A 13,281-nucleotide genomic window follows, 5' to 3' on the forward strand; every position below is an offset into this window, starting at 1 on the left:
GTCGCCGAAGTCGAGCGACGAGGGCACCACCGTCATGGTCGCCGACCCAATGGCAGCCTCGGCATCGTCGGCGACGGACTTCGTGTCGGTGCGCACCACCTCGCGCAGGGCCTCGAGCGCCCCAAGCGCCGCAGCCGGGTCCTCGTGCCAGAGCCGGTCGCGCAGCTCGCTGATGGCGCCACGTCGGAAGGTGGGGTTCGTCTCGGTCAGGGCGGCGGCGATCGCATCGGGGATCGGTAGCGGCCGCAGCCGCCGACGACGGCTGTGCGCGAGGTAGACATCGCCCGACATCTCGACGTCGCGGCCGGGTGTCTGCTTCGGGTTCTCGGCACGGACGCGGTCGAAGACGTAGTCATACAGCTCGTCCAGCGACACGAGCCCGTCCTCGTCACGGTCGGCTTCACCGGTGCGCAGCCCCTCGACCACCGCCGACGTGAACACCGACGGCTTGGCCCGCTCGTCCGCGGCCAGCTCCGTTCCTTCGAAGGCATACTCGATCGCGCTCGACGCGCTGATCACGGCTCTGCCTCGTCCACCGCCCAGGCGGCCCGTCGGGAAGCTGTCCATGACGTTGACCGGACCTGCGGCCCGCACCGCGACGCCCTGCCCGAACGCCCCGCCGTAACAGCAGTCGAGGAAGAGCACGATGCTGCGCGCTCGGGATGTCTTCATGCAGCGCTGGATGAAGTCCGCCGCCACGGCAGTGGACGCGAGCCGGTCCGGCCGGGTGTTGCGCGCAGCCACGAACAGCTCACCGGTGTCGCTCTTGACCCCATGCCCGGAGAAGTGGAGCAGGAGCAGGTCGTCAGGCTGGCTGTCGGCAAACACGTCCTCGATCCGGGTCTGCACCTCGTATGACGGTTCGTTGTGCACGACCGAGACGGTGAAGTCGCCGATCTCTGGGTCACCGAGCACGCCGGCCAGAGCCTCGGCGTCCGCCGCCGGCGCCCGCAGCTGCCCGAAGCTCGCGTGGTCGTAGGTGTCGTTCGCGACGATGAGCGCTCGACGAGTGCCGGTCATCCCGCCTCCTCGATCCCGTGGCGGCCGAGGAAGTTCCGCAGCAGCTGGCTCCGCTCCGCTTCGTCGGCGTTCTCGAGGACGATGACATCGCCGTCGATCTCGAGGCGGACGGTTCGAGCAGCCGCATGGCCGCGGTGGAGCCAGTCACGCAACGACGCGAGCAGCGCCGTCATCCCGCCCGATCCGAGGATCGCCACCGAGAGGGCGCTGATCTCGGCGGGCCCGAGCCCGCGTGTGCCGGCAGGCGCGGGCATCGATCCCGTTGGGCCGACCAGGGAGGCGAGCTCCAGGTCGTCGACGTGACGCAGCTCCTCACGGATCTGCCGGTGCAGCACCTCGAGGCGCGCCGGATCGGCGCCTCGCTCCCCCAGCGACACCGTCACCGTCGTGTCCATCGGCCCACCTCGAGGTGGTGCAAACCCCTGCACGCCAAATGCTACCCGTGGTGCGGAAGTCCGCCCGGGCGAACGCGAGACCCGGCCCAGCGGCATACGACAACGTGTGCCGTATGCCGCTGAGCTCGCTGGGTGCGTTCCGTGGCAGGAGGCGCCCAGGGAGGCCCAGGAAACCCACAGGAACTTCGGGTGGCGGCTGCGCGCTGCCGGTGCGAGACTGGGCGAGGCCCTCCTGCGTCTGGCCGACCTGCCATGAGCAGCGTCGCTCGGGAAAGGACGTGATTGCAGGCACATACTGGTAGAAGTTTTCACGAGCCTCTCGCCAGATCGCCCAGTGCGTGGTTACACTGGACGCAGCGAAGGGTTGGGCCCGCACGAACCGCGCCCAGCCCTTCTGCATGTGCTGGCTCGCGCTGTCCCCCTGTCTGTGCGAGCCAGCTCAAGCGGAGACGGACCCGGTGCCTCAGGCACCGGGTCCGTCTGCTTTGTCGGGTGTGTGTCGGGTCTGCCTTGTCGCCTCAGGCCTTCGGCCGCTTCGGCTTGACCGACTCGCTCGGCAGCGTGCCGGCGGACGCGTCAATCGCGTCGGAACCGAGCGTCGCGTCGATCGCCGTGACCTGACCGGTCTCAGGACCCATCTCGTCGAGCGCCTCGTCGGCGCGAGCGGACGCAGACTCCATCTCGGCGTCCGTCACGCCGTTCTTGCGGTCGGCCATCGCGGTCTGGCCCTTGGCGGCCAGGTCCGTCGCCTTGTCCTTCGCCTTGGCGGCAGCGTCGGTCACGGCGTCCTTCGCCTGTCCGACCTTCTCGGCTGCCTTGTCCTTCAGCGAGCCACTCGTGTCGAAGCCGGTCGTTCCAGCCGTACTCCCCATCGTGCTGTCGGCAGGAGTGGCCCACGGGTCGTTGGTGGCCTGCTGCCTGCGATAGGCCGCAACAGCCGCAATGCTCGCGGCGCCGAGTCCGATGACGATCAGCCACTTCCCGCGACCGCGCTTCACCGGTTTGGCCACGGCCTCTCCGCTCAGGACCCGGTAGGCGTCACGCAGCCGATCGCTGCTCACTCGAGCGAAGTCGCCCGCGGACTCGCGAGCGTGCTGGACCTGCGGCTCGTAGTCGCGCATGAGGTCCTTGGCCTCGTGGGCGCTCTGAGCGACAGCCGCCGATGCGACGCCCAGGGCCGCCCCCACCTTGGGCAGGACCGTGTCGACGAGCGTTGACTCGGCCGCCTCGATCCTGGGCCGGGCCCGATCGGCGAAGTCGGACGCAACCGGAGCCGCGCGCACCCGCGCCTCATCGAACGCCTCCTTGAGGCGCTCGGCCGCAGCGGTCGCCTTGGGCGCCGCTTGGTCACGCGCCTCGATGACCTGCGCTCTGAGTTTCTCGGTCGTGGTCGGTTTCGTTCCGAACATGCACTCCTCCTAGGTCGTGATGGCTCTTACCCACACGCGCCGGTTGGGTCACCAGCTATCCGGGCCCGAGGCGCCCGGCACGTCGGGAGCGTCGGGATCGAGCGGCAGGTCGTCAATGGGCTCCCCGGACGCGTCATAGGCGCGCTGAGGACGCGCTCCCCTGAGTCCAGCTGCTGCTTCGGGGGGAGCGTCGAGAGGCGCTTCCGGGTCGAGGTCGGTCGACAGGACCTCCTCCGCAACCTCCTCCTCGTCGACGATCGGGTCGAAGCCGTCCGCTGCTTCGGCGCCGGCGGTCGACGCAGGTTCCGTTGGGTGGTCGGCCTTGTCCTTGGGACCGAGCTCGTCCGCCTGGCGCTTGAGCTTGTCGATGAATGACATGGCGCCGCTCCTTCGGTCGGGGGTTCCTGTATCGATCCTTCACCCGACGAGCCGCCGGGTCCACCCTGCTCTTACCCAACGCGTGCGAGGATTGGGCGCATGAAGGCAACCCTGCACACCAACTATGGGGACATCGTCGCCGAGCTGTTCCCCAACCACGCGCCCAAGACCGTCGCGAACTTCGTCGGTCTGGCCAAGGGTGACAAGGAGTACACCGACGACGCGGGTCGCACGAGCCCGACCCCGTTCTACAACGGCCTGAAGATCCACCGGGTCATCCCGGGCTTCATGATCCAGGGCGGCTGCCCCCAGGGCACCGGCATGGGTGGGCCAGGCTATACGTTCGACGACGAGATCCACCCGGAGAAGAACTTCAACCAGCCGTACATGCTCGCGATGGCCAATGCCGGCAAGCGGATGGGCAAGGGAACCAACGGATCCCAGTTCTTCATCACCACTGGGCCGACGACGTGGCTGCAGGGCAAGCACACGATCTTCGGCGAGGTCGTGGACGGCCCGTCCCGCGAGGTGGTCGACCGGATCGGGGGCGTCTCAACCGGCCCGAACGACAAGCCCCGCGAGGACGTCGTCATCAACTCGGTCACCGTAGAGGACTGAGGCAACGTTGTCGGACAGTGGATTCGGTCCCCAGCCCCCGGCCCCGCCGGGGGCTGGGCAGCAACCGGCCGGACCGTCGGTGTGTCCTCGACACCTGGACCGTGAGGCCTACGTCAGGTGCCAGCGGTGCGGTCGACCGGCCTGTCCTGAGTGCCAGCGCCCGGCACCGGTCGGAATCCAGTGCGTCGACTGCGTCCGCGAGGCCTCCCAGACGGTGCCGCGGACGCGGACCGTCCTCGGTGGCCGGGCCACCGATGGCCGGCCCGTCGTGACGTACTCGCTCATCGGGGTGTGCGTCGCCGTCTTCCTCGCCCAGTGGGTCTCCGAGGATGTGACCAACGACTACGCATTCAGGCCGATCCAGGGCTGGACCGAGCCGTGGCGGTTCGTCACCGCCATGTTCCTCCATGCGCCGCAGTCGCTGCTGCACATCGGGTTCAACATGTACGCGCTCTACATCCTTGGCAGCTACCTCGAGCCGCTGCTGGGACGCGCCCGGTTCCTCGCGTTGTACCTCATCAGCGGGATCGGCGGCCAGGTGGCCGTCCTCCTGTTCGCCGGCAACCCCACCATCGACGGCCTGTTCTCGGGTGCTGACAGGGCCTGGCTCACGCCCGTGGTCGGGGCCTCGGGCGCGATCTTCGGCCTCTTCGGCGCCATGATCGTGTTCAACCGGCACCTCAACCGGTCCGTCGCGGGGATCTACACCGTGCTGGTCATCAACGCGGTCCTCGGCTTCGTCGTGTCCGGCATCTCGTGGCAGGCCCACCTCGGCGGGTTCCTCACCGGGCTCGCCAGTGCCGGGGCCATCGTCCTCTTCCGGCGCCAACGGGTCCGGCACCTGACGTGGGTCGCGCTCGGTGCGGTGCTCGCGTTCCTCGTGCTCATCACCGTGGCGAAGTACCTCACCGTGCCGGTCGACATCCGCGAGCTCAACCTCCCCGTGAGTCGCTGAGGGTCGCTCGATCGACAGGGCAGTTGTCCACTGCTGTGGACAACCCTGTTGAGGAGTTACACCGGTGTCATTCGTCCACAGTTGTGGACAACTTGTGGAAGGTGTGCGGCCGGGGCTGGATCAGGGCCGGAACTCAGCGCCAGCGCATCGTCATGATGAATCCCGACATGAGCAGGACGAAGCCCACGGCAAGGTTCCACACCCCGATCGCCCCGATCGGATACTTGTACTCGGTGATGTAGTACACAACGATCCACAGCAGGCCCAGGACGAGCAAGGTGACGAAGACGGGTGCCCACCACGTCGGGTTGGGCTCTCTGGCCGTGGACTTCGGCGGTGGGGTGTATGTCGCGGCCTTGCGGTCACGTCCCTTGGACTCGGGCACTGCTGGCTCCTCCGGTGAGAGCGTGGGTCAGAATGGGTCTGCAACAGCCTAGTTGAGAGGAAGCCAAGAGTGCTCAGCGACGTCGACCCGGAGCGCGACCCCGAGGGTCCGCGCACGCCGGAGGACCTCGATGCCGCTGCGCCCGAGACGCAGCGGTCGACATCGCGACTGCGGCTCGGCTGGCGAGTTCTCGTCCCACTCGTGACCGCGGCGGCGGGCCTCATGTTCGCGCTGAGCTTCCGCGCCGCCCAGGGCGACGACCTTCGCGCGGACCGGGACCTTCCCTCGCTCATCATGGCAGGCGACTCTCGCAACGAGGCGAAGGCCAAGGAGTACGACGCGCTCCTCCAGGAGGTCGAGGCGCTCACCCGCGCCAACGAGCCGGAGGATGCCCGCCTCAAGGCCCTCAACACCCAGTCCGAGCGCCTCGCGGCGGACGCTGCGGCGACCGCGGTCAAGGGCCCGGTCGTCGAGGTCGTCCTCGACGACTCCGCCCGCAGCCTCGACTCACTCCCCGACCGGTTCACGGCCGATGACATCGTGGTCCACCAGCAGGACGTCCAGGCGGTGGTCAACGCGCTCTGGGCCTCAGGTGCGGAGGCGATGATGATCCAGGACCAGCGCGTCATCTCCACCAGCGCCGTCCGGTGCGTCGGCAACACGCTCATCCTCCAGGGCAGGGTCTATGCGCCGCCGTATCGGATCCAGGCCATCGGCCCGGTCGACTCGATGCTGCGTGGCCTGGACGCCGACCCGACGATCCAGACGTATCTCGACTACGTCGAGGCGGTCGGACTGGGCTGGCAGGTCCACACCAGCCCCTCGGTCCAGTTCCCGGCCTATTCCGGATCCGTCGACCTGGCCCACGCCACGCCCATCCGCTGACCGGGGAGTCCGATGCCTCGCCTGACCGCCGCCCCTCGCGTGCTCGTCGTCGACAACTACGACAGCTTCGTCTACACCATCGTCGGCTACCTCGAGCAGCTCGGCGCCGAGTGCCGGGTCGTGCGCAATGACGCCGTTGCCGCATCGGAGGCGCCGACCTACGACGGCGTGCTCGTCTCACCGGGCCCCGGCACCCCCGAGGGCGCAGGCGTTTCCATGGCGGTCATCGAGGAGTGCGCACGGACCCGGACCCCGATGTTCGGTGTCTGCCTCGGTCACCAGGCACTCGGCGTCGTCTTCGGCGCCACCGTCGACCGGGCGCCGGAGCTGCTCCACGGCAAGACCTCGCTCGTCCACCACGATGGCACCGGCGTGCTCCAGGGCCTGCCGACCCCCTTCACGGCCACCCGCTACCACTCGCTGACGATCGAGCCAGAGACGGTGACGGCCGAGCTGGTCGTGACGGGACACACCGACACCGGGGTCATCATGGCGGTCCGCCACCGGGAGCTGCCCCTGCACGGCGTCCAGTTCCACCCGGAGAGCGTGCTCACCGAGGGCGGCCACCGGATGCTCGCGAACTTCCTCGCGGAGTGCGGCGACGAGGGAGCGGTCGAGCGCTCGGTCGGCCTCAGCCCCCTCGTCACCGCTGCGGTCTGAGCGGGGCTCAGCCCCCGTTGCCTCCGCCGCCCGGCGGTTCCGTCGTCGTCGTCGGCTCGCTCGTCGGCGACTGGGTCACGGTCTTCGTGACGGTCTCGGTCGTCGGTGGCGGCGCGGCCGCCTTGGCGACCTCGACCTTGATCTCGCTGCCGACGTCGACCCGCCGGCCCTCCTTCTCCACGGAGATCACGGTCCCGGGGGTCTCCGCCGAGTCGACGTCGACGCGCTTCGGGTTGAGGCCGGCGCGCGCGAGCTCGTTGGACACGAGGGACCAGTCCCGTCCGACCTGGCCCTCTGGCACCGTCACCTTCCCGCTGGCGACGATGACGGTGATCCGAGTGTCCTTGGCCGCAGAGCTTCCGATCGCGGGGTCGGTCTCGATGACCTTGTCCTTGCCCGTGTTGGGGTCATCGCGCTCCTCGAACGCGATGTTGGTGAAGCCCGCCTGCTTCAGCTCCTGCTCGGCGTCCTTCCGGTCGAAGTTGCGGATGTCGGGGATGGCGATGCTCCCGGGACCGGTCGACACGGTGTAGCGCACGACCGACCCCTCGTTCACCTTGAGGCCGGCTTCGGGACTCTGCTCGAAGACCTTGCCGGCCGCCAGCTCGTTCGGCCCCTCGGAGCGCTCCCCCCGGAGCTTGTAGGTCGTCAGGGCGCGCTCGACAGCGGCCTCGTCCATGCCGCGCAGGTTGGGCACCGTCGTCGTCGCGACGGGAGGGTCCTGGTTGCTGAACAACGTCACCGCGCCCCACCCGGCGAGACCGAGCAGGGCCAGCACGAGCAGGGAGATGAGGACGGCCCGACCGGCCCCGCCACGCTTCTTCTCCTCGTCGTCCTCGTCGTGCCCGACCGCCGGGAGCCCGGCGGTGTTCTCGTAGCGCTGCCGGCGTGAGGTGATGACCGGCTGGACCGCCGTCGGCGTGCCTGCCGCGGAATAAGGCGCCGGCATGGTCTGGGTGGCGGCGGCGCCGACCGCGATCCCGGCCCCGAGGGCAGCAGCGCTGATGGGTCGGCCGAGGCGGACGTTCTCGAGGTCCTCGCTGAACGACTCCGCGTCCTGGTAGCGGACCTCCCGGTCCTTCGCCAGCGCGTGCAGGGTCACCGCGTCAAGGTCGCCGCCGACAGCGGGGTTGTACACGCTCGGTGGCTGCGGCGTCTCGCCGACGTGCTGGTAGGCGATCGCGACAGGTGAGTCGCCCTGGAAGGGAGGCCGGCCGGCCAGCAGCTCGAAGAGCAGGCACCCGGTCGAGTAGAGGTCGCTGCGCGCGTCGACGGTCTGGCCCTGGGCCTGCTCGGGCGAGAGGTACTGCGCGGTGCCCACGACGGACTGCGTCTGCGTCATCGTCGCCGCTGTGTCAGCGATGGCCCGGGCGATGCCGAAGTCCATCACCTTGACGTGGCCGTTCGAGGTGATCATGACGTTGGCCGGCTTGATGTCGCGGTGCACGATACCCATCCGGTGGCTGTAGGCCAGGGCGTCGAGGATGCCCTCGGTGATCCAGATGGCCTCAGAGGGGTCGAGCTGCTCGTGCGTGGACAGCTTCTGGCGGAGGGTCTGCCCGTCGACGTACTCCATGACGATGTAGGGGAGGGTCGTGTGGGTGCCGCCCGGCCCCTCGACGACGCTGTCGTCCTCGCCCGAGTCGAAGATCGCGACAATGGCCGGATGGTTGAGCCCCGCGGCCGACTGCGCCTCGCGCCGGAAGCGCATGAGGAAGTTGGCGTCACGGGCCAGGTCGGATCGCAGCATCTTGATCGCGACCTGTCGCCCGAGGCGGGTGTCGTGCCCCAGGTGGACGTCGGCCATGCCGCCGCGCCCGATGAGCTCACCGACCTCGTAGCGTCCGCCGAGGACGCGGGGTGTGGTCGTCACGGCTGCTGCCTCTCGTTCGTGCCCTGCTTCGTCAATTGTTCTTGCCCTTCCCCCTGCCGAGTCCCTTGCCGGGGTGGGTCCGCGTGTCGGTCGGCGTGGGCGTCATCGTTGGCTTCGGCTCCGACGTCACGGCCGCAACCGCCGTCTCTCGGGGTGTCCTCTCAGTGGGACTCGACGTGGTCGCTGTGGTGGTCGGTGTGGCCTCCGACGTCATGGCCCGCTCCGGGGTCTGCGTCGGGGTGCCGACGAGCGCGGGGGTGCTGAGCCGCGGCTGCGGGGTGGCTGCCGTCGGCTCCACGGTGCCCATGAGCGACGCGAGCGCGAAGGCCCCCCAGGCGAGCAGCGCCACGAGCGGCACGGCGAGCCACCCGACGAAGGGCCTGCGGCGCGATTCCGTATGCCGCTGGGCTCGCTTCCGCAGCTCGGCGCGCGTCACGACCGGGGCTGGGGCCACCCCTGCATGGCGGGGGGTGGAGTCCGTGCCGGGCGCTGCGCGGGTGCCGCGTGCTGGGACTGCAGGGAGCGTTCGAGTGGGGGACGGCTGGTAGGAGACGGGAGCTGGGAGCGAGCTCAGCGGCATACCGCCCAGTGGTTCCAGGAGCGCGTCGGCGAGGGCTCGCGCGTCGGCGGGGCGCTCGTCCGGGGCCTTCGACAGGCACGCCTCGACGACCCAACGCAGGTCGTCCGGCACGGTGGGCGGCAACGGCGGAGGCTCTTCGCTGACCTGCGCCACCGCGGTGGCAACCGGCGTGCCTGCATCGAACGGCTTGGACCCGGTGAGCATCTCATGGGCGATGACGCCCAACGCGTAGAGGTCGCTCGCCTCGGTCGCGGTCTCGCCGAGGGCCTGCTCGGGGCTGAGGTACTCCGGGGTGCCGAGCACCTCGCCCGTCAGCGTGTGGCCCTTGCCGTTTGCGGGGCGGGCGATGCCGAAGTCGGTGAGCTTGGCCTGGCCGTCCGGTGTGACGATGATGTTGGCCGGCTTGACGTCCCGGTGGACCACCCCCGACTCATGCGCCGCGGCGAGCGCCAACGCCGCCTGACCCGCGATGGAGCGGACGACGTCCGGCTCGAGGCCGTCGCGGCCGGTCGTCTCGATGAGAGCCGAGAGCGGCTGGCCCGGCACGAGCTCCATGACGAGATAGGGGAGCTCGTGGTTGTCGCCGTAGTCGAAGACCGCTGCGATGTTGGGGTGGTGGAGCGCGGCGCTGTGCCGGGCCTCGTCACGGAAGCGGTCCCGATATCCGTCATCCGACGAGGCTCGGATCAGCTTGACCGCGACGTCGCGTCCGAGGACGTCGTCGGTCGCCGCCCAGACCTCGCCCATGCCTCCGGAGGCAATCGGTGAGACGAGGGTGTAGCGGGCGCCGAGCCGCTGACCGGCCCGGTAGCTCAGCGTTGCCGTACTCATCGGCTGCTCACCGGTTGATCACCGCTTCCATGACGTCCTTCGCGATCGGGGCCGCGACCCGCGCGCCACCCACCTCGTTGCCCGTCACGCCGCTCTCCTCGACGACGACGGCCACGGCGACCTGCGGGTCGTCGGCCGGGGCGAAGCTGATGAACCACGCGTGCGGGTTCTTCCTGAGATCGTGCTGGGCCGTGCCGGTCTTGCCACCCACCGCAACGCCTGGGATCTGGGCACGGCGTCCGCTGCCGTTGTCGACGACGGAGACCATCATCTTCTTGAGGATGTCGGCTGTTCGCGGCGAGACGGCCTGCGAGAGCTCCTCCGGGTCAGGCGCCGACTCGATGACATCGAGGTCGGCGGTGCGGATCGACTGGATGAGATAGGGAGTCATGACGCGGCCCTGGTTCGCGATGGCGCCGGCGATCATGGCCATCTGGAGCGGCGTCGTGCGCACCTCGTACTGGCCGATGGCCGACTGGGCCGCCTGCGGAGCGTTGATCTCCGCGGGCATGGTGCTCGGTGAGACGCGCATGGGGATCTGGAGGGAGTCGCCGAAACCGAACTTGGCGGCCTGCGCACGCAGCTGCTCACCGCCCAGCTCGAGGCCGAGCGAGCCGAAGGCCGTGTTGCACGAGATCTCGAGCGCGTGGATGAGGGTCGTCTTGTTGCCCGGGCCGCACGCCCGCCCGTCCTCGTTGGGCAGGTTGGTGTCGGTCAGCGGCAGGTCGAGCTCCGGCGGTCCGGGCACCTCTGAGTTCTCGTCCTGAAGGAGGCCCTGCTCGAGAGCGGCGGCGGCGGTGACGACCTTGAAGATGGAGCCGGGCGGGTAGAGGTCACCGGTGATGGCCCGGTTGATGAACGGCCTGGCCTTGTCGCTGGACAGCTTCTTCCAGGCCGCCTCGGACTTGGCCAGGTCGTGGCTCGAGAGCGGGTTGGGGTCGTACTGCGGGTGGCTCACCATGGCGAGGATGGCGCCGGTGCGAGGGTCGAGCGCGACGACCGCCCCACGGTTCTTGCCCAGTCCCTCCGATGCCGCCTTCTGGGCCTTGGCGTTGAGGGTCAGCTCGATCGTTGCGCCGACCGTGTCGCGCCCGGTGAGCAGGTCGGTGACCCGGCGCACGAAGAGCCGGTCCGCCTTGCCGGAGAGCAGGTCGTCGGCGGCGTTCTCGAGACCGAACGGGTTGCCGATCGAGTAGCCGTAGAAGCCGGTGATCTGGGAGTAGAGCGGTCCCTCCGGATAGGTGCGTAACCAGCCGAACTGGTCGTCGACCGGCACCGACTTGGCGATGGCCTGGCCCTGGACGAGGATCGAGCCGCGCTCGCGGGAGTAGTTGTCGAGCAGGGTGCGCTTGTTGGCGGCCATCAGGTTCAGCGACTGGGCCTGTGCGAACTGGATGATCGTCGAGGCGACGAGCAGGGCACCGAAGAGGGCGGCGATGACGACCGAGAGCCGGCGGATCGGGGTGTTCACAGCTTCACCACCTGAGTGGCCTCGGCGGCGACCGGGTCGGCATCGACACCGACGGGCAGCGCCGGTACGGGCCGTCTGGCCTGGTCGGAGATGCGCAGGAGCAGGGACATGATGATCCAGTTGGCGAGGAGCGATGAGCCGCCGAGCGACAGGAAGGGCGTCGTCAAGCCGGTGAGGGGGATGACCCGAGTGACGCCGCCGATGACGATGAACAGCTGGAACGCCACCGAGAAGGTCAGGCCGATGGCGAGCAGCTTGCCGAAGCCATCTCGCACGCCGAGCGCGGTGCGGATGCCGCGCTGGACGAAGACGAGGTAGAGCAGGAGGATCGCGACCGAGCCGAACAGGCCCAGCTCCTCGGCGAGGCTGCTGAAGATGAAGTCGTTCTCGGCGAACGGCGTGAGCCAGGGCCGGCCCGCGCCGAGGCCGGTGCCGGTGAGACCGCCGGCCGCCATCCCCCAGAGGCCGTTGGCGAGCTGGTTCGAGCGGTCGAGGTTGTCCGGGGAGAACGGCTCGAGCCAGAGGTCGACGCGCTTCTGGAAGTGTGCGAACGCCGAGAGCGCAAAGGCGACCGCGACCCCGAAGAGGAGCAGCCCGATCGCGATCCAGGAGACGCGCTCCGTCGCGACGTAGAGCATCGCGACGAAGACCCCGAAGAAGAGCAGCGCCGAGCCGAGGTCCTTCTCGAAGACGAGGATGAGCAGGGCGAGCACCCAAGCGACGAGGATCGGGCCGAGGTCGCGCCCACGCGGGAAGGTGAAGCCGAGGATCCGCTTGCCGGCGAGGCTGAGGACGTCCCGGGTCTGCACGAGGTAGCCGGCGAAGAAGATGGCGAGCGCGATCTTGGCGAACTCGCCCGGCTGGAAGCTGAACGGCCCGAGGCCGATCCAGATCCTGGAGCCGTTGACCTCCCGCCCGAGGACTGGCACGAGGGGAAGCAGGAGCAGGATGAAGCCCACCGCAAGCGACACGTAGGTGTAGCGGCGGAGCAGCCGGTGGTCGGGCAGCACCCAGATCACTCCGACGGTGAGTGCGACGGCAAGGGTCGTCCAGATGATCTGCTGGTTCGCGCTGCCGTCCGCGCCGAGACGACCCGCGGCGAGGTCGAGGCGGTGGATCATGACGAGACCCAGCCCGTTGAGGGCCGTGGTGATCGGCAGGAGCACCGGATCGGCGTAGGGCGCCTTCCATCTGAGCACCAGGTGGACGACCACCGCGAGGACGACGAGGCCACCGGCCACGGGGATGATGTTGGCGGGCACGGTGCCGTTGCGGTTGAGGTCGACGGTCACCCAGGCAAGCAGGACGATGGCGATCGCAACGACGAGCAGGACGAGCTCGACCCCCCGGCGGGTCCGTGGGGTCAGTGGCTCGACGGTGGTCCTCATCGGGACACCCCCGAGGCGGGAACGGCAGGCGGCGCAGTGGTGGGCGGCGTCGTCGGCGCCATGGTGGGAGGGATGGTCGGAGGGGTGGTGGACGGCGTCGTGCGTGGGGTGGGCGTCGTTACCGGGGTGTCGCCACACGGCATTCCACTGGCGGCGAGCGTGCGACAGCGCACCGCCTCCGTCCGAAGCCGGTCGACCTTCGCGTGCGCGTCGGCAAGGTCAGCCGCCGGGATGGTCCGTGAGATCGAGCCTTGGACGTCGACGGGCAGCTCGGCCACGGCGACGTCACTGCGCTGCTCGAGCCCGGAGAGGTCCACCGGACCGATGGCCGTGGCAACGCCGCGGAAGATCGCCACCTGCCCGCTGTCTGCCCCGACGAAGAACTGCTGTTGCGACCAGGACCACGCCGCGTAGCCGCCGCCGACAAGGACGA

At 69.4% G+C, this 13,281-nt stretch carries 13 protein-coding genes and 1 pseudogene; 4 read left to right on the forward strand and 10 right to left on the reverse strand.

The window, feature by feature from the left end:
- The 4 genes from ABF401_RS03740 to ABF401_RS03755 all read right to left on the reverse strand — a co-directional run.
- Nucleotides 1–1,020: caspase family protein (locus ABF401_RS03740; RefSeq protein WP_353508199.1), on the reverse strand; the 1,020-nt coding region annotated here is incomplete at its 3' end.
- On the reverse strand, nt 1,017–1,415 hold the full coding sequence (locus ABF401_RS03745; protein WP_353508200.1) for an effector-associated constant component EACC1: 399 nt from the start codon (nt 1,413–1,415) through the stop codon (nt 1,017–1,019). The genes ABF401_RS03740 and ABF401_RS03745, both read right to left, overlap by 4 nt.
- 518 nt (nt 1,416–1,933) lie before the next feature.
- Nucleotides 1,934–2,824, reverse strand: coding sequence for a hypothetical protein (locus ABF401_RS03750; protein WP_353508202.1), 891 nt, complete (start codon nt 2,822–2,824; stop codon nt 1,934–1,936).
- Nucleotides 2,825–2,872: 48 nt separating this feature from the next.
- Entirely contained in the window at nt 2,873–3,202 is a 330-nt protein-coding gene (locus tag ABF401_RS03755) for a hypothetical protein (RefSeq protein ID WP_353508203.1), read from the reverse strand.
- A 99-nt stretch (nt 3,203–3,301) separates the two neighbouring features.
- Here ABF401_RS03755 and ABF401_RS03760 point away from each other — a divergent pair, with 99 nt between their 5' ends.
- Together ABF401_RS03760 and ABF401_RS03765 are read left to right on the forward strand one after the other, a co-directional pair.
- Nucleotides 3,302–3,820, forward strand: a complete 519-nt coding sequence (locus tag ABF401_RS03760) for a peptidylprolyl isomerase (RefSeq protein WP_353508204.1) — start codon at nt 3,302–3,304, stop codon at nt 3,818–3,820.
- Between the two features lie 214 nt (nt 3,821–4,034).
- Complete coding sequence (locus ABF401_RS03765) at nt 4,035–4,775, forward strand: rhomboid family intramembrane serine protease (RefSeq protein ID WP_353508205.1); 741 nt, start codon at nt 4,035–4,037, stop codon at nt 4,773–4,775.
- 133 nt (nt 4,776–4,908) lie between these two features.
- On the opposite strand, the gene ABF401_RS03770 is transcribed toward ABF401_RS03765, so the two are convergent.
- Nucleotides 4,909–5,160, reverse strand: a complete 252-nt coding sequence (locus tag ABF401_RS03770; RefSeq protein ID WP_353508206.1) for a cell division protein CrgA — start codon at nt 5,158–5,160, stop codon at nt 4,909–4,911.
- A gap of 69 nt (nt 5,161–5,229) precedes the next feature.
- On the opposite strand from ABF401_RS03770, the gene ABF401_RS03775 reads away from it, so the two are divergent.
- Nucleotides 5,230–6,045, forward strand: a complete 816-nt coding sequence (locus ABF401_RS03775) for a DUF881 domain-containing protein (RefSeq protein ID WP_353508207.1) — start codon at nt 5,230–5,232, stop codon at nt 6,043–6,045.
- A 12-nt stretch (nt 6,046–6,057) separates the two neighbouring features.
- Entirely contained in the window at nt 6,058–6,705 is a 648-nt protein-coding gene (locus ABF401_RS03780) for an aminodeoxychorismate/anthranilate synthase component II (RefSeq protein ID WP_353508208.1), read from the forward strand.
- Nucleotides 6,706–6,712: 7 nt separating this feature from the next.
- Here ABF401_RS03780 and pknB read toward each other — a convergent pair whose 3' ends face one another.
- The 5 genes and pseudogenes from pknB to ABF401_RS03805 all read right to left on the reverse strand — a co-directional run.
- Nucleotides 6,713–8,578, reverse strand: a complete 1,866-nt coding sequence (gene pknB / locus ABF401_RS03785; RefSeq protein ID WP_353508209.1) for a Stk1 family PASTA domain-containing Ser/Thr kinase — start codon at nt 8,576–8,578, stop codon at nt 6,713–6,715.
- Nucleotides 8,579–8,609: 31 nt separating this feature from the next.
- Nucleotides 8,610–9,989, reverse strand: a complete 1,380-nt coding sequence (locus ABF401_RS03790; protein ID WP_353508210.1) for a serine/threonine-protein kinase — start codon at nt 9,987–9,989, stop codon at nt 8,610–8,612.
- 7 nt (nt 9,990–9,996) lie between these two features.
- Nucleotides 9,997–11,460: a peptidoglycan D,D-transpeptidase FtsI family protein gene (locus tag ABF401_RS03795; protein ID WP_353508211.1), complete on the reverse strand. Its 1,464-nt coding sequence runs from the start codon at nt 11,458–11,460 to the stop codon at nt 9,997–9,999.
- The gene (locus ABF401_RS03800) at nt 11,457–12,848 is read right to left on the reverse strand and encodes an FtsW/RodA/SpoVE family cell cycle protein (protein ID WP_353508212.1); all 1,392 of its coding nucleotides are present in this window, start codon (nt 12,846–12,848) and stop codon (nt 11,457–11,459) included. The genes ABF401_RS03795 and ABF401_RS03800 overlap by 4 nt, the downstream gene beginning before the upstream one ends.
- Nucleotides 12,845–13,281, reverse strand: a pseudogene (locus ABF401_RS03805) (PP2C family protein-serine/threonine phosphatase); the annotation flags it as partial. The pseudogene ABF401_RS03805 and the gene ABF401_RS03800, both read right to left, overlap by 4 nt.

Origin of the sequence: Intrasporangium sp., from assembly GCF_040414665.1 — a bacterium.
In the GTDB taxonomy this organism is placed as follows: domain Bacteria; phylum Actinomycetota; class Actinomycetes; order Actinomycetales; family Dermatophilaceae; genus Intrasporangium.

Coding starts and splice junctions, on each gene's coding strand:
- ABF401_RS03750 (WP_353508202.1), bottom strand. CDS start 2,824: ATGTTCGGAACGAAACCGACCACGACCGAGAAACTCAGAGCGCAGGTC.
- ABF401_RS03755 (WP_353508203.1), bottom strand. CDS start 3,202: ATGTCATTCATCGACAAGCTCAAGCGCCAGGCGGACGAGCTCGGTCCC.
- ABF401_RS03760 (WP_353508204.1), top strand. CDS start 3,302: ATGAAGGCAACCCTGCACACCAACTATGGGGACATCGTCGCCGAGCTG.
- ABF401_RS03790 (WP_353508210.1), bottom strand. CDS start 9,989: ATGAGTACGGCAACGCTGAGCTACCGGGCCGGTCAGCGGCTCGGCGCC.
- ABF401_RS03745 (WP_353508200.1), bottom strand. CDS start 1,415: ATGGACACGACGGTGACGGTGTCGCTGGGGGAGCGAGGCGCCGATCCG.
- ABF401_RS03800 (WP_353508212.1), bottom strand. CDS start 12,848: ATGAGGACCACCGTCGAGCCACTGACCCCACGGACCCGCCGGGGGGTC.
- ABF401_RS03780 (WP_353508208.1), top strand. CDS start 6,058: ATGCCTCGCCTGACCGCCGCCCCTCGCGTGCTCGTCGTCGACAACTAC.